This is a genomic window from Microbacterium sp. A20, assembly GCF_004794515.1.
Classification (GTDB): domain Bacteria; phylum Actinomycetota; class Actinomycetes; order Actinomycetales; family Microbacteriaceae; genus Microbacterium.
Map to the genome: position 1 here is coordinate 1 of NZ_SSDF01000088.1, position 21,392 is coordinate 21,392.

28 protein-coding genes are annotated in these 21,392 nt (G+C 65.1%); 4 read left to right on the forward strand and 24 right to left on the reverse strand.

Annotated features, from left to right (window positions below; genetic code table 11):
• The 8 genes from DW298_RS15105 to DW298_RS15145 all read right to left on the reverse strand — a co-directional run.
• Nucleotides 1–202, reverse strand: a 202-nt coding sequence (locus DW298_RS15105; protein WP_205820397.1) for a hypothetical protein, incomplete at its 3' end; no start/stop codon positions are given.
• 11 nt (nucleotides 203–213) lie between these two features.
• Complete coding sequence (locus DW298_RS15110) at nucleotides 214–1,260, reverse strand: major capsid protein (RefSeq protein WP_136043296.1); 1,047 nt, start codon at nucleotides 1,258–1,260, stop codon at nucleotides 214–216.
• Between the two features lie 5 nt (nucleotides 1,261–1,265).
• Complete coding sequence (locus DW298_RS15115; RefSeq protein ID WP_136043297.1) at nucleotides 1,266–1,682, reverse strand: head decoration protein; 417 nt, start codon at nucleotides 1,680–1,682, stop codon at nucleotides 1,266–1,268.
• A gap of 13 nt (nucleotides 1,683–1,695) precedes the next feature.
• Nucleotides 1,696–2,337 carry a hypothetical protein gene (locus DW298_RS15120; RefSeq protein WP_136043298.1) on the reverse strand — a complete coding sequence of 214 codons (642 nt, stop codon included), beginning with the start codon at nucleotides 2,335–2,337 and terminating at the stop codon, nucleotides 1,696–1,698.
• Nucleotides 2,338–2,407: 70 nt separating this feature from the next.
• Nucleotides 2,408–3,217, reverse strand: a complete 810-nt coding sequence (locus DW298_RS15125) for a hypothetical protein (RefSeq protein WP_136043299.1) — start codon at nucleotides 3,215–3,217, stop codon at nucleotides 2,408–2,410.
• Between the two features lie 172 nt (nucleotides 3,218–3,389).
• On the reverse strand, nucleotides 3,390–4,838 hold the full coding sequence (locus DW298_RS15135) for a phage portal protein (protein WP_136043300.1): 1,449 nt from the start codon (nucleotides 4,836–4,838) through the stop codon (nucleotides 3,390–3,392).
• A 16-nt stretch (nucleotides 4,839–4,854) separates the two neighbouring features.
• On the reverse strand, nucleotides 4,855–6,534 hold the full coding sequence (locus DW298_RS15140; protein ID WP_136043301.1) for a large terminase: 1,680 nt from the start codon (nucleotides 6,532–6,534) through the stop codon (nucleotides 4,855–4,857).
• A 7-nt stretch (nucleotides 6,535–6,541) separates the two neighbouring features.
• Nucleotides 6,542–7,015: a hypothetical protein gene (locus DW298_RS15145; RefSeq protein WP_136043302.1), complete on the reverse strand. Its 474-nt coding sequence runs from the start codon at nucleotides 7,013–7,015 to the stop codon at nucleotides 6,542–6,544.
• Between the two features lie 75 nt (nucleotides 7,016–7,090).
• Here DW298_RS15145 and DW298_RS15150 point away from each other — a divergent pair, with 75 nt between their 5' ends.
• Entirely contained in the window at nucleotides 7,091–7,639 is a 549-nt protein-coding gene (locus tag DW298_RS15150) for a DNA primase (protein WP_136043303.1), read from the forward strand.
• A 561-nt stretch (nucleotides 7,640–8,200) separates the two neighbouring features.
• Here the strand turns inward: DW298_RS15150 and DW298_RS15160 are convergent.
• The 6 genes from DW298_RS15160 to DW298_RS15180 all read right to left on the reverse strand — a co-directional run bounded on the left by DW298_RS15160 (nucleotide 8,201) and on the right by DW298_RS15180 (nucleotide 10,391).
• Nucleotides 8,201–8,410: a hypothetical protein gene (locus DW298_RS15160; protein ID WP_136043305.1), complete on the reverse strand. Its 210-nt coding sequence runs from the start codon at nucleotides 8,408–8,410 to the stop codon at nucleotides 8,201–8,203.
• 154 nt (nucleotides 8,411–8,564) lie between these two features.
• Nucleotides 8,565–8,753 (reverse strand): hypothetical protein, encoded by a 189-nt coding sequence (locus tag DW298_RS15165; RefSeq protein WP_136043306.1) that lies wholly within the window; start codon nucleotides 8,751–8,753, stop codon nucleotides 8,565–8,567.
• Nucleotides 8,746–9,303 carry a hypothetical protein gene (locus DW298_RS15170; RefSeq protein ID WP_136043307.1) on the reverse strand — a complete coding sequence of 186 codons (558 nt, stop codon included), beginning with the start codon at nucleotides 9,301–9,303 and terminating at the stop codon, nucleotides 8,746–8,748. Before DW298_RS15170 ends, DW298_RS15165 begins: the two co-directional genes overlap by 8 nt.
• Nucleotides 9,300–9,455 carry a hypothetical protein gene (locus tag DW298_RS19410; RefSeq protein WP_168429516.1) on the reverse strand — a complete coding sequence of 52 codons (156 nt, stop codon included), beginning with the start codon at nucleotides 9,453–9,455 and terminating at the stop codon, nucleotides 9,300–9,302. The genes DW298_RS15170 and DW298_RS19410 overlap by 4 nt, the downstream gene beginning before the upstream one ends.
• A gap of 469 nt (nucleotides 9,456–9,924) precedes the next feature.
• Nucleotides 9,925–10,170, reverse strand: coding sequence for a hypothetical protein (locus DW298_RS15175; RefSeq protein WP_136043308.1), 246 nt, complete (start codon nucleotides 10,168–10,170; stop codon nucleotides 9,925–9,927).
• Nucleotides 10,167–10,391, reverse strand: a complete 225-nt coding sequence (locus tag DW298_RS15180) for a DUF3039 domain-containing protein (protein ID WP_136043309.1) — start codon at nucleotides 10,389–10,391, stop codon at nucleotides 10,167–10,169. The genes DW298_RS15175 and DW298_RS15180 overlap by 4 nt, the downstream gene beginning before the upstream one ends.
• Before the next feature lie 355 nt (nucleotides 10,392–10,746).
• Here DW298_RS15180 and DW298_RS15185 point away from each other — a divergent pair, with 355 nt between their 5' ends.
• Nucleotides 10,747–10,941 (forward strand): hypothetical protein, encoded by a 195-nt coding sequence (locus DW298_RS15185; protein WP_136043310.1) that lies wholly within the window; start codon nucleotides 10,747–10,749, stop codon nucleotides 10,939–10,941.
• Nucleotides 10,942–11,176: 235 nt separating this feature from the next.
• The gene (locus DW298_RS15190; RefSeq protein WP_136043311.1) at nucleotides 11,177–11,473 is read left to right on the forward strand and encodes a hypothetical protein; all 297 of its coding nucleotides are present in this window, start codon (nucleotides 11,177–11,179) and stop codon (nucleotides 11,471–11,473) included.
• Between the two features lie 288 nt (nucleotides 11,474–11,761).
• Here the strand turns inward: DW298_RS15190 and DW298_RS15195 are convergent, their stop codons facing one another.
• A complete protein-coding gene (locus DW298_RS15195; protein WP_136043312.1) occupies nucleotides 11,762–12,226 on the reverse strand; it encodes a hypothetical protein in 465 nt (154 codons plus the stop codon).
• The gene (locus DW298_RS15200; protein ID WP_136043313.1) at nucleotides 12,223–13,158 is read right to left on the reverse strand and encodes a hypothetical protein; all 936 of its coding nucleotides are present in this window, start codon (nucleotides 13,156–13,158) and stop codon (nucleotides 12,223–12,225) included. The genes DW298_RS15195 and DW298_RS15200 overlap by 4 nt, the downstream gene beginning before the upstream one ends.
• A gap of 32 nt (nucleotides 13,159–13,190) precedes the next feature.
• Here DW298_RS15200 and DW298_RS15205 point away from each other — a divergent pair, with 32 nt between their 5' ends.
• Complete coding sequence (locus DW298_RS15205; protein WP_136043314.1) at nucleotides 13,191–14,048, forward strand: hypothetical protein; 858 nt, start codon at nucleotides 13,191–13,193, stop codon at nucleotides 14,046–14,048.
• Here DW298_RS15205 and DW298_RS15210 read toward each other — a convergent pair.
• The 8 genes from DW298_RS15210 to DW298_RS15245 form a co-directional block, all read right to left on the reverse strand.
• Nucleotides 14,045–14,344 (reverse strand): DUF4326 domain-containing protein, encoded by a 300-nt coding sequence (locus DW298_RS15210; protein ID WP_136043315.1) that lies wholly within the window; start codon nucleotides 14,342–14,344, stop codon nucleotides 14,045–14,047. The two genes, DW298_RS15205 and DW298_RS15210, sit on opposite strands and share 4 nt — an antisense overlap.
• A complete protein-coding gene (locus DW298_RS15215; protein WP_136043316.1) occupies nucleotides 14,337–14,816 on the reverse strand; it encodes a hypothetical protein in 480 nt (159 codons plus the stop codon). Before DW298_RS15215 ends, DW298_RS15210 begins: the two co-directional genes overlap by 8 nt.
• A 304-nt stretch (nucleotides 14,817–15,120) precedes the next feature.
• The gene (locus DW298_RS15220) at nucleotides 15,121–15,501 is read right to left on the reverse strand and encodes a hypothetical protein (RefSeq protein ID WP_136043317.1); all 381 of its coding nucleotides are present in this window, start codon (nucleotides 15,499–15,501) and stop codon (nucleotides 15,121–15,123) included.
• Between the two features lies 1 nt (nucleotide 15,502).
• The gene (locus DW298_RS15225) at nucleotides 15,503–15,931 is read right to left on the reverse strand and encodes a hypothetical protein (protein WP_136043318.1); all 429 of its coding nucleotides are present in this window, start codon (nucleotides 15,929–15,931) and stop codon (nucleotides 15,503–15,505) included.
• Nucleotides 15,928–17,649, reverse strand: coding sequence for a DNA cytosine methyltransferase (locus DW298_RS15230; protein WP_136043319.1), 1,722 nt, complete (start codon nucleotides 17,647–17,649; stop codon nucleotides 15,928–15,930). Before DW298_RS15230 ends, DW298_RS15225 begins: the two co-directional genes overlap by 4 nt.
• Complete coding sequence (locus tag DW298_RS15235; RefSeq protein ID WP_136043320.1) at nucleotides 17,646–20,240, reverse strand: DNA methyltransferase; 2,595 nt, start codon at nucleotides 20,238–20,240, stop codon at nucleotides 17,646–17,648. Before DW298_RS15235 ends, DW298_RS15230 begins: the two co-directional genes overlap by 4 nt.
• A complete protein-coding gene (locus DW298_RS15240) occupies nucleotides 20,237–21,007 on the reverse strand; it encodes a hypothetical protein (RefSeq protein WP_136043321.1) in 771 nt (256 codons plus the stop codon). Before DW298_RS15240 ends, DW298_RS15235 begins: the two co-directional genes overlap by 4 nt.
• Nucleotides 21,004–21,303, reverse strand: a complete 300-nt coding sequence (locus tag DW298_RS15245) for a hypothetical protein (RefSeq protein WP_136043322.1) — start codon at nucleotides 21,301–21,303, stop codon at nucleotides 21,004–21,006. The genes DW298_RS15240 and DW298_RS15245 overlap by 4 nt, the downstream gene beginning before the upstream one ends.
• Between the last annotated feature and the right edge of the window lie 89 nt (nucleotides 21,304–21,392).

The following is a 21,392-nucleotide window of genomic DNA, read 5'->3' on the forward strand; positions in this document are numbered from 1 at the left end:
ACTCGTCTTCGGACTCGTCTTCGGACTCGTCTTCGGACTCGTCTTCGGACTCGTCTTCGTCGCCTGCCGGCGCCTCAGACTCTCCCGATGCGGTGAGCGTGTGCTCACCGAGCTGCGGGAGTGCCCACTTCGGAGGGGTCGACCCTGCTTCGAGCAGCAGGGCCTCCCCCTCCTCGGTGAGGACGTACACGTTGCACGCCATGGAGGTCATGGTCAGGCAGCGACCGTCGCGACAAACAGGCGCTTCGCGTCTGAGAGGACGGGGAACGCGACCGCGTCCACGAACGTGAACTCGCGGTAGGGCGGGCCGACCTTCTCGACGACACCGGCGATACCGGGCGCCTCCTGGAAGGACATCTCCGCGAGGTTGCTGTTGACCAGCTCGAGCGCGGTCGCCGTGACGCCCCACTCGGTGCGCCCCAGGTCGCCCAGCTCTGCCGGGGTGAACAGGACGCGGTTCGCGGGGATCACTCGGGCGAGCTGGTCGGTGGTGACGGACTCGACCTGGGTGTCGTACGGAGCGACGAACGGCGGGAGACCGTACGAGGCGAGGAGCGTGTTGACGTCCTCGAAGCTCGCGTACGTGCGACCGGCGGAGGCACCGTAGATCGCGTCGATGATCTCCTTGTTCCGCTGCACGAGACGGAGGACCGTCTGCGAGGTGCGGATCGCGCCAGCCGGGGCACCGTTGGTCGCGACGTAGACGTCGTGCCAGGTGATCAGGTTGGTGAGGACCGTCGCGGTGGCGAGGTTGCTCCACAGCGTGCCCGCGGTGACCAGGTGTGAACCCGGGACACCGAAGTCTGCCTCGAAACCGCCGTTGATCTCGGACACGGTGAGCTTGCCGTCCGTGAGGACGTCACCCCACGCGAGCTCGAGACGTCGGAAGATGTTCCCGACGAGGTCCTCGGCGTCGTTGTAGATCGCGTCGGCGAGGGCGGCGGTGTTGGTGCCGTTCACGCGAGCGAACTCCAGCTGCAGCCGCTCGTACTCGCCCTTGTTGCGCGAGTCCGAGAGGGGAATCATGCCGACCGAGCCGGTGGAGCCGGTGTCGCGGTCGGACACGTGGATGCGTCCGTCGTAGGTGCGGTACCGGGCCGTACGGTTGCGCTTCACGATCTCCGCGAAGTTGACCGTGTTGGTCAGGTTGTTCCGCGTCGGGAACGCGTTGAGCAGCGCCAGGTCGCTGGGGACCGGGACTGCGCGAACGAACGCCGAGAGGGCGTCGGGGCTGACGGGGGCGTCGAAGACGATAGCCATCTAGCTCACGCTCCTTCCGAGAAGTTGACGAGCTTCAGGTCCGTGCGGGCGTCGGCGTCGAGCGACCCCTTGCCCGTCTGGAACGGAAGCTTGGACGGGATGACCTCGCCCTTGTGAAGGCCGGCACCTCCGACGCGAGTTGCGCCAGCACCGACAGTCACGGACGAGAACAGGATCTCCACGGCCGTCTCGCTGCCGTTGGTGGCAGCGGGGTCGTACGGTGCGTACAGCCCCGACGTGGTGACCTGGCCGAGCACCGTTCCGGACGGGATGAACCCGTTCGGGTAGTGGGTGCCGGCGGTGAATGCGCTCACGTCCAGGACGATGCTCGGGTTGTCACCCGGCAGCGTTCCGTCGGGGCCACGAAGCCACGAACGGTTCTCCGACTGGAACGTGGAGCGGCGAACGGTGATGTCAGACATCGGTGTTTCCTCTCTACTTCTTCTTTCCGAAGCGGCGTTCCGCTTCGGCTTCGCCGGTTGCCCGGCCTGTGGTTTCGATCTGCTCGTGCTGGCCCTGGAAGCGGGCGAGGTTCGCCCCGCCGCCCTTCGGCTTCTCCTTGGTGTTCTCGTTCACCCAGGCGGTGATCTTGGCCGTGTCGGCCTTGTCACCGTCGATGAACTCGGAACGGTCCAGGGTGAGGAGCTTGGACGGCTCCACGTCGCGGCCGATCAGCGCACGGTCGAGAGCGTTGGTGACGCGCTCGCTCGCGAGAATGCCGATGACCTCGGTACGCCCTGCCTGCTTCGCGTCCTCGATCGCCTTTTCTTCGGCGCTCTGGGACGCTGCGCGGGCCGCGTCGAGGTCGGCCTGCAGCTGCGCGATCTCTTCCGGGGTCTTACCCCCGAACGCCTTGACACGGTCCTCGTGCTTTCGGGCTTTGTCCTGCCAGTAGGCGGCCTGCTGTTCCGGCGTCATCTCCTTGACGGGGGTGTTGGCCGGGAACCCGGCTCCGGCGCCGTCGTCACCCTCGTTGTCTGCCATGAACCGGATACCTCGAAGGTCGAACTTCGAAGGGCCGATCTGCGCCAGACCGTCGAGGCCACGACGAGCGAAGTGGGGCGTGCGTGCGAGCATGATCTATCTCCCATGTCGGGTACTTGGTGGTGGCCCCATGTCGGGGAAACCGCACGAGTTGTGCGGTGGTCTAGATGGCGTCGATCTCCGACGCGGATGTGAAGTGCTGCTCGCGCCACGTGAGGACAGCGCCGAGCTCGCCGTGCTCGCGGACTGCGATCAGGTCGAGGTAGTCGGAGATGCTGTTCTTGCCGTCGATGAGACGGGCGCCGCGGTCGCTGGAACCGAACTGGCTCTCGATCGTGGAGTGGATCATCTCGAGGCGATCGGGGTGGATGATTTGCACGTCCGGATCGCCGTCATAGGGGCGCTGTCCGCAATCGCATCCAGGGTGGATGGGCTGCAGGTCCTGGGCCCAGTACCGCTGGGTCGATGCGATCACGCACATGGTGCAGTTCTCGCGACCGGTGAGGACGCGCTCGGTCATCCGGACGCCGCCCGACTGCATCGCGCGTCGCGCGGAGTGCGTCTTCGCGAGCTGCAGGTTTGTCGTGACGATCGACTGCAGCCGCGTCTTGCCCGCTGCGACGGCCGCCGTGACCGACTGGCCTTTCGAGAGCGTGTCGTGCATCGTCGCGAACGGGCGCGCGTAGAGCGTGTCGTCGCTGATCCCCCGGAGGTTCCGGGTGGTGGCTTCGAAGGTGCGGCCGGTGACCGTGTAGCCCTGCTCGGCTGCCACCCGCGCCATGTACGCGTCGGTGATGTCAGAGATCCGCTGCTGCCCGGCCTGGACCCTGGGGGCGACCGTGGCGAGAAGACGAGCGATGTCGTCGTCCCGCCACGATCCCATGCTGTTCCAGTAGCGCATCGCGAAGTTCTGAATCGTCAGCCGAAGCTGGTTGATCTGAACGTCATATGCGCGATCGAGCCGTGTGACCATCAGCGATCCTCCACGACCTGCGCATCCTGTTCAGGGAGACGCAACGAGACTGGCACCGCTCCGGTGAACTCGATTCCTTCGAGCCCGACGCGAATCGCCGCATCCTTCGGGCTGACCCCGGCGCGGATAAGCACACCGAGAGCGTCAGCTCGCGACTTCGCCTCTTCGGGCGTCAGCGGCTGGCTGGCTGGCTGGCTGGCTGGCTGGCTGGCTGGCTGGCTGGCTGCGCATCGTCGACCAGCGACGCGAGAATGAGCGCCTGGTCGGCCTGTTCAGCCATCACTTGGTTGATCTCGTCGGGCGTCATCTGCCAGACCTTCCGGAGAATCGTCTTCAGCGGAAGAGTCGTCGACACCTGCGAGGTAGCCGACCCCATGTCGGCGAGCGAGAACCGCTCCGTGGGCTTCCACCCGACCGTGATTCCCGACTTCACTGCCCGCTTCTCATCGCCGGCGGTGAGGAAGATCAGGTGGTACAGATCGACGATCCCCTGCGTGACACGGGTGATCTTGTCCTCGACAGCGAACGTGAGACCCTCGCGAGTGAACTTCGCGCCCTCCGCTGCCTGGTTGTCCGGAGCGAAGATCGACATCGGTCGGCGGGTGACCGCTGCGAGACGCATGACCTCGTCCTTGATCGCAGAGAGGATGCCTTGGACATCGGCTTGCGTGGACTCCCAGACCTTCGCACCGCTCGGAAGAAGGAACCACTGCCCGGGGTCGGAGGTGAGGATGTCGTCGAGGTCATCGACGCCGATCGCATGCTGGAAGCCGTCCTGGACCTCGACCTCGTCGGTGTTCGCATCCATCTGGATTGCGCGCTGCTTGAAGGCCTGGTACATGACGATGACTGTCATCTGGAAGACGAGCCGGTCGATCCGTCGCAGGATGCGCAGGTGAGGTTCGAACTCGCCCTTGCCGTTGCGGTTGCGGAACCGCACGACGGGCACGAACCGGTGCTCGAGTTCGGCGCCGTCCTTGCCGCCCTGCTCGGCGTCCCAGGTCCAATCCTTGCCGTCGAACCCAGCATCGCCGCTCGAGCGCCGCTTGGCGACGTAGGTTCGGGCGTTCGTGTTGTCGCGGACGGAGCCGGGGAGCATGACGACGGCGTAGTCGAAGCCGTCGAACTGGTCGCGGAGGAACTTGACACCGCAGATGATGCGCGACTGGCGCGCCGGGTCATGGAACGTCACCAGATCCCGCGGGTCCTCTGCCGTGACAGTGATCTCATCCGTATCCGGGTCCTTGCCCACGATCGCAAACGAGTTGCCAGCCCACAGCATCGTCTCGACACACGAGGCGAGCTCCACATCTAGGTTGTTGTCTCGCCAATGCGCCCAGGCCGTCTCATCGAGCACTTCGCCGGACACCGAGGTGCGGATGTCGCGAACGCTCATCCGCTCCCGCAGCGACCCCGTGATGAGCTCGGCGAAGTTGGTGGTCGACTCTTCTTCGAACTCGGCGAACGCCGCGCGAGCATTCTTCACCGCAGCGGGTGCCGGCGGGTTACCGTCGTGCCATGCCGCGAGCTCAAGGAGGCGCGGACGCTGCGCGTCCCGCTTCTCGAACGCTCGCTCGAGCCACCAGCCTGGCGTGTAGGGAGTCTTCGTAGCGACAGCCATGTGACCCCCTTGTGTCTCATCGGGACCCGATACGCCGGATCACCGCTCGCTTCTTCTGGACTGGTTTCGCACCGCCCTTGAGGGCGTCGAGGCGCGCTTTCCACGACAGAACCGCTGCCATGCCAGCGTCGAACTTGAGGCCCATCTGCCCGTCCTGCTTCTGCATGACGTACAGCGGCTCTCCGTGGTCGTCGCGGAGGCGAAGTTCCTTCTTCCCGGCGTTGCCGAGGTGCCGGATCAGGTCGTCGTGGGGCGACAGCACCCGACCGATGATGAAGTCGGGATTGACGCGACCACCGAATCGAATAGACCCGGCGTCGATCGCTTCCTGATATTCGCGAAGCGCATAAGCCATCTGGCTGTGGCGCTTCGTGTACCACTCCTCGACCTGGCCGGGGTACTTTGCGTACCAAGAGCCGATCGTCTCGGTCCAGTGCGGCGGGTCCGCGTACAGCTTGAACACGCGGTACCGCCTCATGGCGTCTTCGAACGCGGCTGTGACCTCGTCTTCTGGTACTTCCCAGTCGTCGGCGTCGTCCGGACGCTCCCAGAGCCCGATGAGCTCCTGCAGACCGGTCTTGATGTCCGTTGCGACGATGGCCGTCGCGTCACGGAACCGTGCGCCGTCGAACCCGAGAGCTACGAACGCCCCGCGCGGGATGCACTCCCCCGGGCTGAGTAGACCGTTGAGCTGCGTCTTGTCGAAAAACGTCGAGTCGGACTTCCGCCACCGGTTCAGCCACACCCGCTCGAGGTACGCCTTGTCGGCCTTCGGGCGATCCCACTGCTTCGCGATCGACTCGAACTGGCCGGGACCGTACTCCCCCGCGGGGCCGGTGGCGTCCGAGATCGCCGCGATGCGCGCCTCGATCGTCGTGAGGTCCTTGTGCTCGTCCCCCGCCCACCGGGCAAAGAACATCAGCGCAGGTTCGTCGATCTCGCCACGGTTGATCGCCTCGGCCTCCGCACGGACATCCTCCTGGATGGAGTTCTGTCCGGGCTGACCGGCGGTCGACGTGTACAGCGCCCACGGGTCCTCAAGGGGACGCTTCGTGAGGTTCGCCGCCATCGTCTCGTGCGCGTGCTTGGCCGAAGGGAGGTAGAGCCGGTGAGGCTCGTCGAAGTGTTGGAACGTCGTCAGCGCACCATCACGGGACCCCGGAGAGTTCGACACCGGGACGACCTTGCCGTCCGCGCGACCTCGATAGTCGAGCCGAACAATCCGATCGAGCGACGCATCGAACAGATCAGCGTCAGGACCTTCCTCGACGACGTACTTGAGGACACCGTAAGCAAGCTCTGACACCTGCTCTTCGGTGACCGCCATCATCGGGATGTACGGCTGAACGACAGGACGCCCAACGGGATCGCCGTCGGCGTCGAACCCGTCACACCGCGCCGGCGCTTCAGGGTGCAGCTCAACGAGTGCGACCCACGCCGCGAACTCCGTCTTCGCCATGCCCTTTCGCCACTCGATGCTGCCCCGCTGAAAACGGCGGCGCCCAGCAAGACGATGCCCCTGCGGGTACACCTCGTAGAGACGGTACAGCGCAGCGAGCTTCTCGTCATCGAGGATCGCAGGCCGTCCGGCGAGCGAGCCAGGACCGAACACAGCGCGCTCAGTGATGAACTGCGCAAGCTCCGGGCCGAGAGTCGGGTACGAAAGGTCAAGCGGCGGAACAATCAGGACCGCCATGGCCGGTCTACGCCAGCTTCAGGCGAGGATCGTTGCCAGGCTTCGGCTGCTTCGAGGACTTGCGGCGCTCCGTGCGCTCCTCAGCCTCGTCGGCAAGAGCGAACTGGATCTTGAGCCGAGCACGGTCCTCGGGAGTCGTACCGAACTTCGCGGTGCGAAGACGCAGCTCGCCCGCGAGCTTGTAGTCGCCCTCGACGAACTGAGCGTGAAGGAGCGCGGCCATCTTGAGCTCTTCCCAGTCAGAGTCCGTGAACTCGGTGGAGAGAGGTGATGCCGCCCACATCGACCACCACTCGACGGTCGCGGTCGGCCAGTCGACGATGTCCGTGAACTTGCCCTCTTCGCTGTCGACGCTCTTGTACCGCGTCGGGAGTTCAGGCTGCGCCGTCGGCTGCACCTCGATGACACGGAGCGACGCTCCGGTCTTGTTGCGGCGGACACGCGTGGCAGCGTCCTTCGGAAGTGGGCCTTTACCGGACATCGCGGACCCCCATGTCGGGAAGAGAATGTACCCATGTCGGGCGGAATTACGCGGATTAAGCGTTACAATTGAAGGATGAAGCGTGAGTGTGAATGGTGCGGCGTCGGGATCATCACCACGCGCTCGGACGCTCGGTTCTGCTCAAGCAAGCACCGCGTGTACGCGCATCGCGCGGCCAAGCGGTCACCGCTCACCCTCGCTCTCACCTCTCGGGATCGCTGGGTGCGCTGGCGGTTCGAGACCCGCAAGGGCAAGCCGACCAAGGTCCCGGTCGCGATCGATGGGCGCCGAGCGTCCAGCACCGATGCGGCTACGTGGACGTCGTTCGCCTCAGCGTCGAAGTCATCTCTCGGCGAAGGTCTCGGGTTCGTGCTCGGCGACGGAATCGGATGCATCGACGTCGACCACTGCGCGGCCGATGGAGTGATCGATCCGCGTGCGCTCGAGCTGGCGCGCGAGTCGAACCCGTTCTACGTCGAGTACTCCCCATCGGGTGACGGCATCCACATCTGGCTCAACCTTGACGAGCAGCCTGGAACCCGACGCGTCGAGAACGGCTTGAGCGTCGAGCGGTACAGCACCGGTCGGTACATCACCGTCACCGGTCGACCGATCAGCCTGTAACGGCTATCTCCGTCCGCGGCGATCTGAGCCACTGGCCCGATCGAGGGTCACTCGCACCCGGCAACTCCGTTTGAAGCCCGCTCCGCAATACCTCGCTGCAGCGCGCCCCAAATCTCCCAGACTCGTACAGAAGAAATTCAACAGCATCTCCCCGGCGGTCAGGAGAGGGGTGGGGAGGGGGTGGGGGCCTACCCTCGTCGTCGTGAGCGGCCTCTTGCTGCTTCTCTTTGCGTCTTGGCCTTGTGGCATGGTGTGCATGCTGCTTGGCCGTTGCTGAGGTCGTAGCGTGCGCCGCCCTCGGCTACGGGGACACGGTGGTCTGCCTCAGTGGCTCGGTGTGTGCAGCCTGGGCCGCGGATCTCGCACATGCCCTTGGCTCGGGACAGGACGGCCTTGCGCCACTGTGTGTGTCCGGTTCCTGTTGCGTGTGAGCGTCCTGTCCAGTGGTGGACGGTGTGCTCTTCGCAGTAGCGGGTGGTGGTGATGCGGTTGTCGCACCCGGGGGTCGGGCATTGGCGAGGGGCCCTGGGCATTGTGCGTGTACCCCCTGGGGTTTGAGGTCTATCCCTGGGGTAGGAACTCGGCCTTGAACTCGAAGCAGTGGCGCCATGGGTCGGTGAGGATGAACTCGGCGTTGAGTTCGGGGAGCATGAAGCCGCGGTGCCCGTGCTGTTCGGTGAGGGCCTTGAGCTGGTCGATGGCGAACTGGGCGGCCTCTTCGAGGCTGTCGGCCGTCACGGTAAAGGTGATGTCCGGGTTCGGCTCTGCCATCAGTCGTCTTCCCAGAAGGCGGCGGGTCGCATGACCGCGCGGACGGGCCGGCGGGCGTCCCTCTCCTCCGCGAGGCATCGGTCCTCACAGAGGACGGCTGCGCGGGCGGAGGGGTAAGTGTCGCCGCAGATCTCGCAGTCGAAGGACTGGTCGGTCATGGTTCGTCTCCGTATGCGTGGTCGATGCGGTCCGAGAGTGCGGCGAGGCTGTTCTCAACGCGGACGATGTAGCCGATGAGCTCGGGCTTGGACATGCGCTTGAGTTCGCGGCGGCGCTGCAGGTCGGTCTTCACCGCAGTGGTCAAGTCCTGGTGGGCGGCGTTGACTTCGCGGACGTCACTCACTGCGTGCTCCCTCTTCGAATGGCCCGACCCTCTTCGCGCGCATCTCGGCGACGTCGGCGGGAGTGATCGGCCACGGCATGAACTGCTCGAGGACGCCGGCGAGGTGATCGACCATGAGTTCGGTCTCCCGCTCGAAGGTGCGCCACATCCATACCGAGGTCGGCGAGGTGCGAATGACTTCGGTCTGGGAGTTGTGGACGATGTGCAGCAGCTCGTGGACGAGCGTGTTGCGTTGAGTGCTGGCCGAGTACGTCCACCAGTCCTTGTTCACTGCGATGGGAACGACGCGGCGACCGTAGACCGGATGGACGCTGGCGTTCGTTGTGGCGTCGGATGAGGCGAGCGACAGGAACACGTCCCACTGGCCAAGGCCGAGCAGGTCCTTCAGCTGGTTGATGTACAGCTGGATGGCGTCTGCCTCGTCCGGCGTGAAGTGCGTGTTCTGCTCACCCTCATCAGTGGGCTGCTCGTCAGGGTGCCAGTCGCGGGACTCGACCTGGCCGTTCTCGGGGCGCTCGTCCGGTGTGCGTCCCGGTGTCGTATCGATCACGATGACCTCCGTGCCAGGAGGCGTGCCATGATCTCGGGGCCGCTGATGAGCCCGAGCCCACGCGAGTCGCCATATCGACCAGTCGGCTTCTTGCGCGCCTTCGTGTGCGGGATGCCTGCGCGCTTGCGAGCCTTGCGGGCGGCGTTGCTCACGAGTCGCCTCTCGACAGCGCCCATCCAAGGGCGGGCTTCCAGATGATGTGGACCAGGATGCTGAGGCTGATTCCGGCGACCATGCCGAGCAGAGCGCGCATTCCGCCTCCGTGAATATCCGTGGGTTAATGCCTCATCCGGCTATCGCGATCAGATACGCGTATGCCGTGATGCGGTTACCCGATTGGGTCGAAGGGAAAGGAGATGTGAGGCCCCGATATCTGCCGTCGGGGCAAGCGCGTATGTAGTTGTTGCCCCTATGCACGCCAACGGGTGCGCTCCGGCGGTGTAGTCCGGCTCTTCGGGGCAGTTCGCCGCGTTGCTGTGCGGCTACCCTCAACCACGCTCACCAGGACCGGGGGATCAACTGGCACGGCGGGAGGGGTCTTAACGACGAAACCCCCGGAGTGGTGTCCGAGGGTGGTGGGTAGAGAGAACTCAACCTAGACCAATGTATCAGGGCTAGCGGTCAAGCGTTTCGACGGTTCCAGCGTGTCCGATGGTGCCCCGTCGGAATGTCGCCCCATCGGACGGCCAGGTCGGGCATGCCCGGTCTGGTCTCCTCCGTTGGGTGCGGGAACGTGGCGATGCCGTCAGCCCGCAACCATCTGCGGATCGTCGACTCCGATACCTTGAACAGCCCGGTGAGCCATGCGACCGGGACCACCGCATCGGCGAGCTCGTCAGATCTGATGTAGTCGGTCTTGGTGGTCACTCCGGGTACCTCTCGTTGTAGATGTCCTTGCAGGTGCCGCACACGGGGAACTTCGTGAAGTCGCGCGACGGTCGCCACTTCTTCCCGCAGAGCGCGGTGATGGCGACACCCTCGAACATCGACCGCTCGATGTCCTTCTTGAGTGCGTAGTGCGAGAACAAGTCATGGTCGCCGGCATCGGTCGTGACGGCGTCCGGTTTCTCGGTTACGGTGGTGTTCATAGATCCCTCTCTCGTGTTGCGTGAGTCTGGAGATGCCCTCTTCGGTACGATCGCGGCATGTCAAACGGGGACTGGCGCAGGGAACTCGACGCACGTCGGCGAAGGCAGGAGTCCGCGTTGCGCGTGTACGACTTTCTGCATGTCCCCGTGATCTGGTTGCGAAGCCTTCTGGTCCTGCTCGCATGCGGATGTGTTGCTTGGTCATTGAGCGGCAAGGACCCGATCGCGGACGCGAGCGAGGCGCTCGGCCCCGCTGTGTTAGTCGTCCCGACAGTCGTTGTCGTTTGGGCGGCGCTTGAGATTTGGATGGCGGTCGCAAAGCGGCGCGGTGCGTTCGTGGAGTAGGGTTCCCGTCATGGAGCTCCTGTTGCCGATCGGGATCGGCATCGCAATCTTGGTCGCGATCGGCGCCGTTGCGTTGCTGTACGGAGCCCTTGCACAGGCGATGCGGCCAAAGCCGGGGATCTTTGGCAAGAAGGCGGCCGATGCAAAGCGCCGCGAAGATGCTCGCTATGCCCGCGAGTGGGAGACGCTGACTAGAAAGAAGTAGCGCGATCCGAGCTGCTTCCAGGTAGGTGAGACACTCAGCCATCGGGCCCACCTGACTCCGCTATCCTCGGCTCATGCCTTCTGACTCGCTCTCGCTCGAGAAGGTTCATCGTCGAAAGAACGGGCAGCGGTACGCGTTCGATCGGTCGCCGGAGTTCCCGGCCCCGTGGTGGTACATGGGGTACTCCGGTGAGTCTGGAGCGCACTGTTTCTCGGCTCGACGAGATGGGGTCGAGGTGGCGCGGTGCAAGCTGCAGCTGCGCGAGCAGGGCAACACCCTGCCGGGTTTCGATGACCAGCCGAATGGACAGGTCGACATCCTTGCGCTCGAGGTCGCGGTGTCGGTGCGAAGGCAGGGCGTGGGGCAGTTGTTGCTCCTGGCGATCGGCGCCGAGTTCCCGGGTACGAGACTGACTGCGTTGAACGATGACGCGACGTTGCGGAAGTTCTGGGACGGTATCGGATGGATCCGTCATCAACCCTCGAACCCGTTGTTCGCTGGCGTCGAAAGGGTTACCTACTCGGAGGTGTGAGCAAGCGTCGGACATCGTCCGCTCCTTCCTGCTTCACCGCGGCCAGCAGAGGCGCTGACGCGGAATATTGAGCTATCGGTTCGACCTCTCTAACGTCGAAAGCGTGTTCATCTTGATCGTCTCGAGCGACTCGACGGACGCCCATCGGACTGGCACACAGGCGCCTCCCCAAGCGGCGCCTGTGTGTCGTCGTTGTCAGCGGAAGATGGACGTTGTGCCCACCCAGCGCGGACCGATCTGGCAGTGCCGGGAGTGCGGGAAGTGCCGGCTGATTCGCCCGTAGGCTCATCACTCCGTTCCTTCCTGCTTCATCGGCACCCAAGGGTCAGGATCGAACGTGCGAGCGGTGCGCCCGAGGAGCGTCTGCACCTCGCCCTGCCCGAACCCGCCGCGCTCAGCGATCCGCTCGGCGCTCTGCGCCCGGCCGTGACGTCGTGCGTACGCTTCCCAGACCGCGAGATGCTCGGCCCATGAGATGGTTCCGGCCGGGCCGACGTCCTTCGTCGCCTGCAGGGGCGCGCGCCGCTCATTGACCCCCGCCCAGTACGTCTGCCAGTCGAAGGCCTGCTCGCGGTGTTCGGGGCAGAAGTCCTGCAGAATGACGGTCATCTCCGGCCCGATGTGGTGGAGTGTGTTCACCCACCCGGCCCGACCGGTCATCGTGCGCGCATCAGTGAGTCCGCGCCCGGAGTGAACCGTGGCGTCGCAGTCGAAGTTGTCGCACGAGATCTTCACCCGCTGCTCGACGCTCATCGCACACCCCCGACGCCAGCAGCACGCAGAGCCTCGCGCATGCGCCGTATCGCGTTGTCACGGACATGGGGCGCGGCGTTGTCCCACGTCGCGACGCCGCCGTTCGTGACCCACGACCGGGCGGCGGCCTGCACCTGCGCGTCGGACGGTTCGCCCTTCGGCTCGAACGCAGCATGGAGAGCGGCGCGCTCACTCAGGAACGACAGGATGCCGCCCGCGAGGAACTCTCCAACTCCGTACCCTGCGTCTCCGTCTAGCGCCTTGTCGATGAACTCAGCGAGCGCGATTCGGTCGCGGTGCTCGGACGGTTCGCCCTGCGGTTCCGGGACGGTCTTCACCGTCTCAGCAGAACTCTCCCGACCAGCTTCTTTCAGCGTCCGACCCAGCCAGCTATCGAAGACCTCTTGCATCGCGGGAACGTCATCGGGTATCAGGGACATGTGATCGACCCAGATGTCGCGGACCTCGTCTGTCGTCGGGAACTCTGACCCGCCCGTCGGTCTCGGCTCCGGTACCTCGGTGCGACGAAGAGCCGACAGGATCGGATCGATGACATCGACATTCACCCTCGGAGCATCGCCGGGACGCCACCCGTAGCGCCATCCGCGAAAGTCGCAACCGCCCTCGGTCACCCAGGGGCCATGCAACTCGTCGAGCAGAGTTGCCAACGCTTCCCGCTCGTCGTCGGTCGGGGTGTGCGAGATGAGGGTCATCGTCTCGTCACGGCGTGCCTGGGCGTGCTTCTGATGCTCGGTGCTCGACTCGGTCGGGGTGTGGGCCTCCCCAGGAGGTACCACCGTCCACCCCTGACGGCGAAGCTCGGCGGCGACGGCAACACGTAGCGCGGACTCGGTCTGGTCCGCGATGCGGCGCGTTGCTTTGCGGATGATCTCGTTCGCGTCGAAGTGCGATGGGAACTCGTTGTCAGTCATCGGTGATGTCCGTTCTATGGTTGGGTGCTGTCATGTGGATGTTCATGGCGGCGCGTTCGCCTGGAATGCCGTACGTCGCATTTGAGAGGTCGGGAGACGGCATGGATTGGTCTTCGTTCTGGCCCGACATGTTGGTCGCGGGCCTCACCACGGGCGTGATCGCAGCACTCGTGCTGTTCGCGGAACATCGAATCTCGAAGCGTTCCGCCAAACGGGCAGCGCTCAACGCCCAGACGCACGTTGTTCAGCAAGCGGCGCTGCTGCTCGATCGCGAATTCACCTACGCCTATAGGACGCTCGAACCCGACACCAAGAACCTGCGGAAGCTCCGGAAACTCGTACGCGCTGTTCCCGCAGGGAAACCGGCAGAACCGGTCCGCCCGTACCGCTACGCGGAGGGCACTTCGAACGCCGACGAAGCGCTTCGGATTCGAATTGAAGCCATCCACTCGCACATCGACAGGTACTCCGCGATGCCGGGCCTCTCCCGAGACTTCGTCAGAGGTACGTTCATCGACCATGCTCGCAAGTTCGCCGAACACCCTGACGATGAGCATGTGTGGAACTGGACTGGATTGCAGTACGTCTTCAAGGATTCAATGCAGGCGGAAATCGAGTCAGACGAGGAACTCGCCGAGGCACTCGACGCCTACGTGACCCAACGACAGGTGCTGCACGCGTACCGTGAGGCCTTTCTCCTCGCGAATGGTGACTGGCGCATCCACGAATGGTCGGCAAGCATCGCCGCCCAAAAGGGAGACCCCCGGTGGCCTGTGACTTGGTGGCGCGAGTGGAACCGTCGGGCCGACGTCGCTGCCGCCAAGCGAAGGGCTGATGCCGACGCCGCCGAACTAATCGCCGGCATCAACCCGTCCGAGGGCTACCCTTAGCGGTTCGCCAGCTCGAGCAAAACGTCGGCATGGCAGGGCTGGTCGAGCGGACACCAGCACGCGAGATTCTTCCCCGCGAGCTCGGTCCGGATCTGCTCACGGTCGGGATAGCCGAACGCCTCGCGGGCCTCGGTATCCGTCGTGAACATCTCCCGGAACCGCGCCACGGCGATCGGGCGCCCGCCCGGGGTGAGGATGAGCCACGGGTTCCCCCACCGAGTCGGGCGCGAGACCACGATGGTGTTCTCCGGCTTCCGCCACCCTCGCTGCCGGGAGAGCTGCACACGTTCAGGCATCTCGCTTCTCCTTCTCGGCCGCTTTCTCGCGGCGTTTCATGTCGGCTTCGAACTCGGCAAAGATGGGTGCGTTCTTCGCGGTCCAGAGGAGGAACGGGTACGAGTACCCGCACCCCTCAGTGCCGCAGACGACACGTTCGTCGTCGCCGCGTTTCGCGGGGCCCTGACGCCACAGGTGATCCCACCCACAGGCAGGGCAGGGCATGTGCGGGATGGGCCGCAACTCGGCGTCACTGTCAGGCCAACGCCGCAACGCGAGTCCGATGCGTTTCAACAGCACGACCGCCTGCGTCGCCCCGTCGATGGTGTTGATGAGCTGGTCCCGGTCCCGCATCCACGCATCCACCGCGTCATGCGCGAGACCGATCGCCGTGTCGATGTTCGCCGTCGACGGGATCACCCGTGCGCCGATCGCTTCCATGAGCTCGTCGGCGGCGATCCACGTGTCCGGCATGAGGATCGACCGTTCCATCGACGTCGCCACCCGCTCCCCCAACGCCTGCGGCGGGCGTTCGATCGAACGCAGGTGGGCGATGAGGTCCCCAAGCTTCGGGAGGGCCGTGTCGAGCCTCCCGAAGCACACCGGGCACAGGTACCCGAAGTGCGCTGACCGTGGGATGCACCCACGGCACTGGTCGTTCTCGCAGTCCGCGTAGTGCGCTTCCGGGATGCGGTCACCAGCAGGGGTTCTCCCCCGCCGCCGACACGGGAAGGGGCGGTCCCGTCTCGGAACCGCCCCCATGGAATCGTGGTTGGTGATGCACGTCTCGTGCTCGTCAGGCATGCGCCGCCTCGTCCTCGTCGTGGATGCCGAACCGCTCGACCTCCGCCTGTTCGCGGCCAGACAGCTCCGGCGCTTCCGGGAAGATCGGATCGATACTCACGCCTTCCTCGTAGCTGATCGCCACAGGAACACTCGCGAGCACCTGATCGGGGTAGCCGATGATGGCGTCCTCGATGCCGACGGCGTTGACCCACTCGACGGCCCAGCACTGGTGCCCGGTCTCGGTTGCTTCCTCGCTACTCCAAGACTCAAGCAACGTGTCCTTGGGTCGGCGTCGGCACGGAGCATCTTCGGGTGCGGTGCAGGTGAACCCGCGGTGCAGCTCGCCGTCCTGGATCTTGAGTTCGACTTGGTGGTAATTCTGGGTGTCCATGTCAGAGCCTTTCTGCGATGCCGTTCACGGCATCTGGTCGGAATGGGTTCGAGATGTCGGTGATCTCCACGCGGAAGTGCGCGGTCACGCCGGGTTGGTGTTCGATGACGAGCCGGGGCTTGTCCATGAACTCCGGGGTGTCATCCGGGACGAGACGTGCGGAGACCCCACGGTCGGAGCCGATGGCGTCGTAGATCACCTTGCACATCGGGTCGGGGCCGTCCGCGTCGCGCTTGTGGCGCGTCGGGACGACCCACACGACCTGAACGGAAACGCGCTGCATCTTCGGAATCTTCGCCACTCGACACAGCACTGCGACCCGTTCGCGGAGCTCCTTCGTCGATCGGGCCTTCACCATGTGATGGACCCGGTCGTTCGAGTGGAGCCCCTTCGGTGGGCGCACGAACGGAAGCTCCAGCGCCCAGCTCATGCCGCCACTCCCAATGCTTCTGCCACGTCGTCGCCGATCCAGTGCGCGACGTTCACCGCGACGGCGTTACCCGCGCCCTGCGTCGTCTCGCTCTTGTTCGCCGCCGACGTGTCATAGTCCTCCCAGAAGCGCTGCGCGCGCAGGTGCTCGACCGGTCCGAGCATCCGGAACCTGACGTCGTCGAGGTCGAACGGCAGATCGCCCACGAACATCTCCTTCGGCCGTGTGCGCTCCGGCACGACAAGCGACACATTCGGTCGTGCGACCATCGCAGGCATCGGCTCGCCGAGCCCCTTGTTCATATGCTCGATCCGCGCGTAGTCGAGTCCGCCGTGATGCTTCGACAGGAACGCCCCGGGCGGGATGGTCAGGCCGTGGTGACTTCCTCCGGCGGTGATGGCTGACAGGGCCGTGTCTTCGACGCCGCGGACTGTGCCCGTGCCGTAGAGCTCCGCAATGTACGGCGGTACGACCAGGTTGTGGTGCGCGCCGCCCGCGGTGATCGCGCCCAGCGGAGCGGCAGCGGGGTCGCTGTTGCGCCGCTCAGATCCGGCCTGCTCGCCGTATTGGTGCGACAGGATCGGCGCGAAGACGAGACCGTCGCCGATCTTCGTGGAACGCGTCGGTAGCGGACCCGATCGGAGTTCGCGGGCGCGGGCGTCGCCGTCGTGGTTGACGGCGATCATGTACGGCGGGACCGCGATACCGTCGCCCTGGCGCGCCATCAGCGGGGCGAGCGTGTCCCACGCGCGGTAGTACGAGTCCGGGTCTCCGAACCGTGGATGCCGCGGGTTCGCCGCGTCCCACGTCTGTCCCGACTTCGCGACCACGGTCGGTCGAGCGAACATCCGAAGGCCCACTTCGATGCGGCGCAGCGTCGCCTTGGAAAGATCGCGCATCCCGAGCGAGGGTCGGTCCCCGATCCGGATGCCGAGGTCCGACCAGTCGATCACCGACGCCGCAGGCAGTACGAACGGTTCGACGATCTGCTGCGCGTGCACACCGGCGTCGCAGACGTACACGTACTGCGTGCCGTACTTCCCGAATCGTGGGGCGCCCTCCGGCGCTGGCTTCTTCCAGTGCTGCCGAGTCGAGACGACCGTGTCGCACTGCGCGCACCACGCTGGCGGTGACGGCTCAAGTCGTGGCTGCGGGACACCCTTCCGGGTCAGCGCGATGTAGATCCGGTCGCGCCACTGTCCAGCGGGGGCGTTGGTGTCGCTGTAGATGTGCGCAGCGTTGACGTTGACGATCTTCCACCGGTAGTCGAGCGCTTCCCACATGCGCAGCCACGGTTCGAACAGTGGCCAGGATGCGACCTCGACGACGTTCTCGATCAGGATCACGTCGAAGCCGCGCGCCTCAGCGGCGCGGATCGGGTCGTACATGGTCGCCCGCGAGCGCTCGCCCGCTTCCGGCGGCAACGGGTCGTCACCGAACAATGTCGGCGCGGTGGCCTTCACCCTCTTGCGACCGCCGGCGGGCGAGTGCCATGTGCACTCTGGCGATGCCCACAGCATCGGGGCGTGAGGAAGTCGGCGCATGTCGTAGCCGCTCAGGTCGCCCTGAACGTGATCAGCATCACGATGATTCGCTGAGTGCACTTGGATCGCCTTGTCCCAGTGGTTGTATGCCGAGACGAGGGTGAAACCTGCCTCCACGAGTCCGCTGCTGGCACCGCCGAATCCGGCGAAGAAGTCAAGAAATGGCAGACTCACGCTGCGCTCCCTTCGATGTCGAGCAGATCGAACAGCGACGGCGTCGCCTGCTCTCGATCGAGCTCCTGCTGGTACATGACGGCGTCGCGGAACGACGTCGGGTTGAGTTCGGACGCCCGCCCCTCCCGGCCGAGCTTCCGTGCGCGCAGCGGGACTGTGCCCAGTCCCCCGAACGGGTCGTAGACCAGGTCGCCCTTGTTCGAGTAGCGCTCGATGAGGCGGTCGACGATGTCGAACTGCAGCGGGCAGATGTGGAACTCGAGCGCGCGCCGCGACTGCTCACCGTTCAGGGTGAGCATGCGGTTCACGTCGTCCCACACGTCCGGTCGCCAGGACCCTGGGTCGAGGCTTTTGAACGTCGACGGCAGCGCGTTCTTCGCTGCCAGGGCCTCCCCTGTGGCGACGTGCGCGTCGAAGTCGTAGACGCTCGATCGGGACTGCCCCTTGAAGAGCCGCGAGCGATGCTTCGGTTCGACGGCCGCGAGTTCCTCCGGTGTGAGAAGTCGGTCGCCGGAGGATCGCCAGTCCGCAGCTGCGTCGATCTGCCAGCGTGCGAGTGAGTAGTTCGGGATCTCCTTCGCGACCCGGTCGTCGGCGTACCCCTTGGAGCGGTCCGACTGCGGCTTGTGGAAGATCAGGATGTACTCCGGCGAGCCGACGCCCATCTTCGTACCGTCCTTACGCATCTCCGTGTAGCCGAGGCGATACGTCTGGTTGTTCTCCCGCACAACATCGGTGGTGACGGTGATCATGCCCATGTAGTCGAAGCCGTGCTTGAGCCCGTGCGCGAGCGCTTCGGCGTGGAACGGCGAGACGGTCGGGATGCCGGCGCCGGTGACGTTGCCGAACTGGATGCGGTCCTTCACATGGCAGGCGTAGATGCGGCCCGGGCGCAGCACCCGCAGGAGTTCTGGGGTGAGGTAGTCCATCTGCTGCCAGAAGTGGAGGTTGTCGTCCGTGTGCCCGAAGTCGTTGTAGCTCGGCGTGTACTCGTAGTGGTTCGAGAACGGAATCGAGGTGACGATCAGGTCGACGGAGTTGTCTTCCATGTGGTCGCGGGTCTCGACGATGCAGTCGTTCAGCGCTAGCGTCCATCCGGGCCCGGACTTCTCGACGCGTTCGACGCCCATGGCTCTGGTGAGCTCGGCGGAGATCGCGGCCGGGTTCAGGCCGAACTCGCGGATCACGTCCGACATGGTGTCGGTGAGGCGGTCGTGTTCCTCCCACTTCGTGAGCAGGCTGTCGCGCACTTCCGATTCAGTCTCGGCGTAGATCAGCGTCACTGAGCATGCGCGCTTCTGTCCGAACCGTTGGATGCGGTGTACCGACTGGATGGTGTCGTTGAACTTGTGCGTGACTCCCACGTAGATCGCCAGGTTCGACTGCTGCAGGTTCATCCCCTGCCCCAGCTGAACCGGCTTTCCGATCAGCGCGAACGTCTCCTGGTTGCGCCATGCGTCGAGGCGACGCTCGCCCTCTTCATCGTCAAGGCCACCGTGGACCGATGAGAACGTGAGCCCCTCGGCGGTCAGCATCTTCTCGATGAGCTCCTGCTCTGCATTCAGGTCGCACCAGAGGATGATCTGGTCGTCCGCGCCGTGCTTCTGCACGTGCTCACGCACGAGGGACAGCATCCGCGCCACTCGAGGCGTGATCGTCTCGCGCTTCTCCCGCGCCGTGTCGATCAGCGACTTCGCGCCGGCGCGGACGAGGACGCCCTGGCCGTCACGGTCGATCTGATCCGAGCGGATCTCCACCTCAACTGAGTCCCACTCCACGGAGAGCGCCGGAAGGTCGTACCCAGCGTCGGAGTGGCCGAGGTCGGACGGTCGCTGCACGAAGCATGCCCAGGTATTCAGCCAGAGCCAGAACTCGCGCTCCTTATGCGGGTACAGCTTGAGGTTCCCGGCCTTCGAGCTGTCGCGCTGGAAGAACCGCGTCAGCGCCTGTCCGGTGTCCATGATGCCAAGGAACCCGGCGTAGTGGATCAGCTCCTTGTGCCGGTTCGGCGACGGTGTCGCAGTCGCGACGAAGCGATACGGGATCGCGTCGAACAGCCCGAGGAACTCCTGGTACGTCTTCGAACCGAACGAGCGCAGCACGGATGCTTCGTCGAGGCTGACGGCGTTGAACCCGTCGACCGAGAGGCGGCCGTCGCGCACGCTCTCGTAGTTCGTGACGTAGATCCCCGACCATGCCGGGTCGATCTCTTCCGTCCGGCGGATGAAGCGGACCTCGAGCCCTAGCAGGTCACGGCCGTCACGGATGAACTCGCCGCGAACCCCGAGCGGTGCAATGATCAGCGCCCGGCCGTCGACGACAGGTGATGCCGGGTGGGTGAGTATCTGCCGCAGTGTCTCCATTTGCATGATCGACTTGCCCAGACCGAACTTGGCGAAGATCGCACGCCGGCCGCCGAGGACCGCCCAACGGACGATGTCGCGCTGGTGCGGGAGCAGGACCTGGTGGAGATCGTCGCTGTGAACGGGGAAGCCGAACGAGCGATCGAATGCGACCTTCTCGCGCAGGAACTCTTCGTGGGACACCTTCGGCATGCGGAAGAAATCGGGGGTCAGCACTGCAGACGTCATGTGTTCTCCTGGAACGAAGAAGCCCCCGACGATGCGGGGGCTGGGTTGGGTGCGAGTTCGAGCTTTCGCCGGCGTCTGCCGACGTACTTCGGGTCGACGTTGAGGCGTTCACCGATCTGTCGGTCGGTGAGTCCTTCGCTGTGGAGGCGGGTCAGGTCGTCGAGTTTCAGTACCGGTGGACGGTGTGGGTTGATCGGGAGTCGCAGGCTGCGGCGCCGGGACCTGACGTAGTCGAGGTTCCGTCCGATCTCCTTCGCGATGAGGATGTCGCTGAGCCCCTTGGCATGGAACGCGGCGATGCGGTCGGTGGTGGATGACGCACGGTTCGGCTGCAGTCTGAGGTGGTGGCGAGTCGCGTTGACCTGCGCGCGTGTCTTCCCCAGCCGCTCCGCGATCTCCCCATCGGTGAGGCCCGCACTGTGCAGATGGAGCACCTGTCGTTGGTTGTCGGTGATCGGCACGCCTGGGTCCTTGCGGACGTACTGGCGGCCTCTCGCGGCCTTCCCCGGTCGCTGCGCCTTGACGGTCATCTGTGCCGCCTTCGCTGCGGCTGCGGTCTCGGCAGCATGCTTCCGCTCACGTTCGACGATCTGTGCGGCGGTCTCCCCCGCGTCGATCGCCCTCCGGAACCCGAAGTCACCCTGGTATCGGGTGTGAACGTCACGGCAGGGCACCGGACCGGGGCAGTGACTCCCCCGGCAACCCCCAGTGAAACCCTCTGCGGTGCTGTGGGGGTAGGTCGGGTCGGACAGGATGTCGGCGGTCATGCGGTCCATCTCCTCTTGTTCGCGGGTAGCTGCAGACGCCTCCTGGCGTTCTGGATTGATGTGTTCGTGGTGCCGAGGCGTGCGGCGATGTCCGCGTCGCACCAGCCCGCCTGGACGAGCTCGCGGACGGTCGACCGCAGCTCTTCCCCCGCGGTACGTTGTGCGAGTTCGTCTCGGAGTACAGCACCGGGTGGGATGCCGAGTTGTTCGGCTTTCGCTTGGATGCGCCAGACGTCCTTCGGTTCCAGGTCGACCATGATCTTCACGACCAGACCCCTCTCAATGGAAAAGGCCATTACCCGTTCTGCTGGGAGGTAGTGGCCTGTGGATAACTCATCGCTCCGGAGAGCGCATCTTCGATAGAAGATGTAGCTGTAGGTGTAGA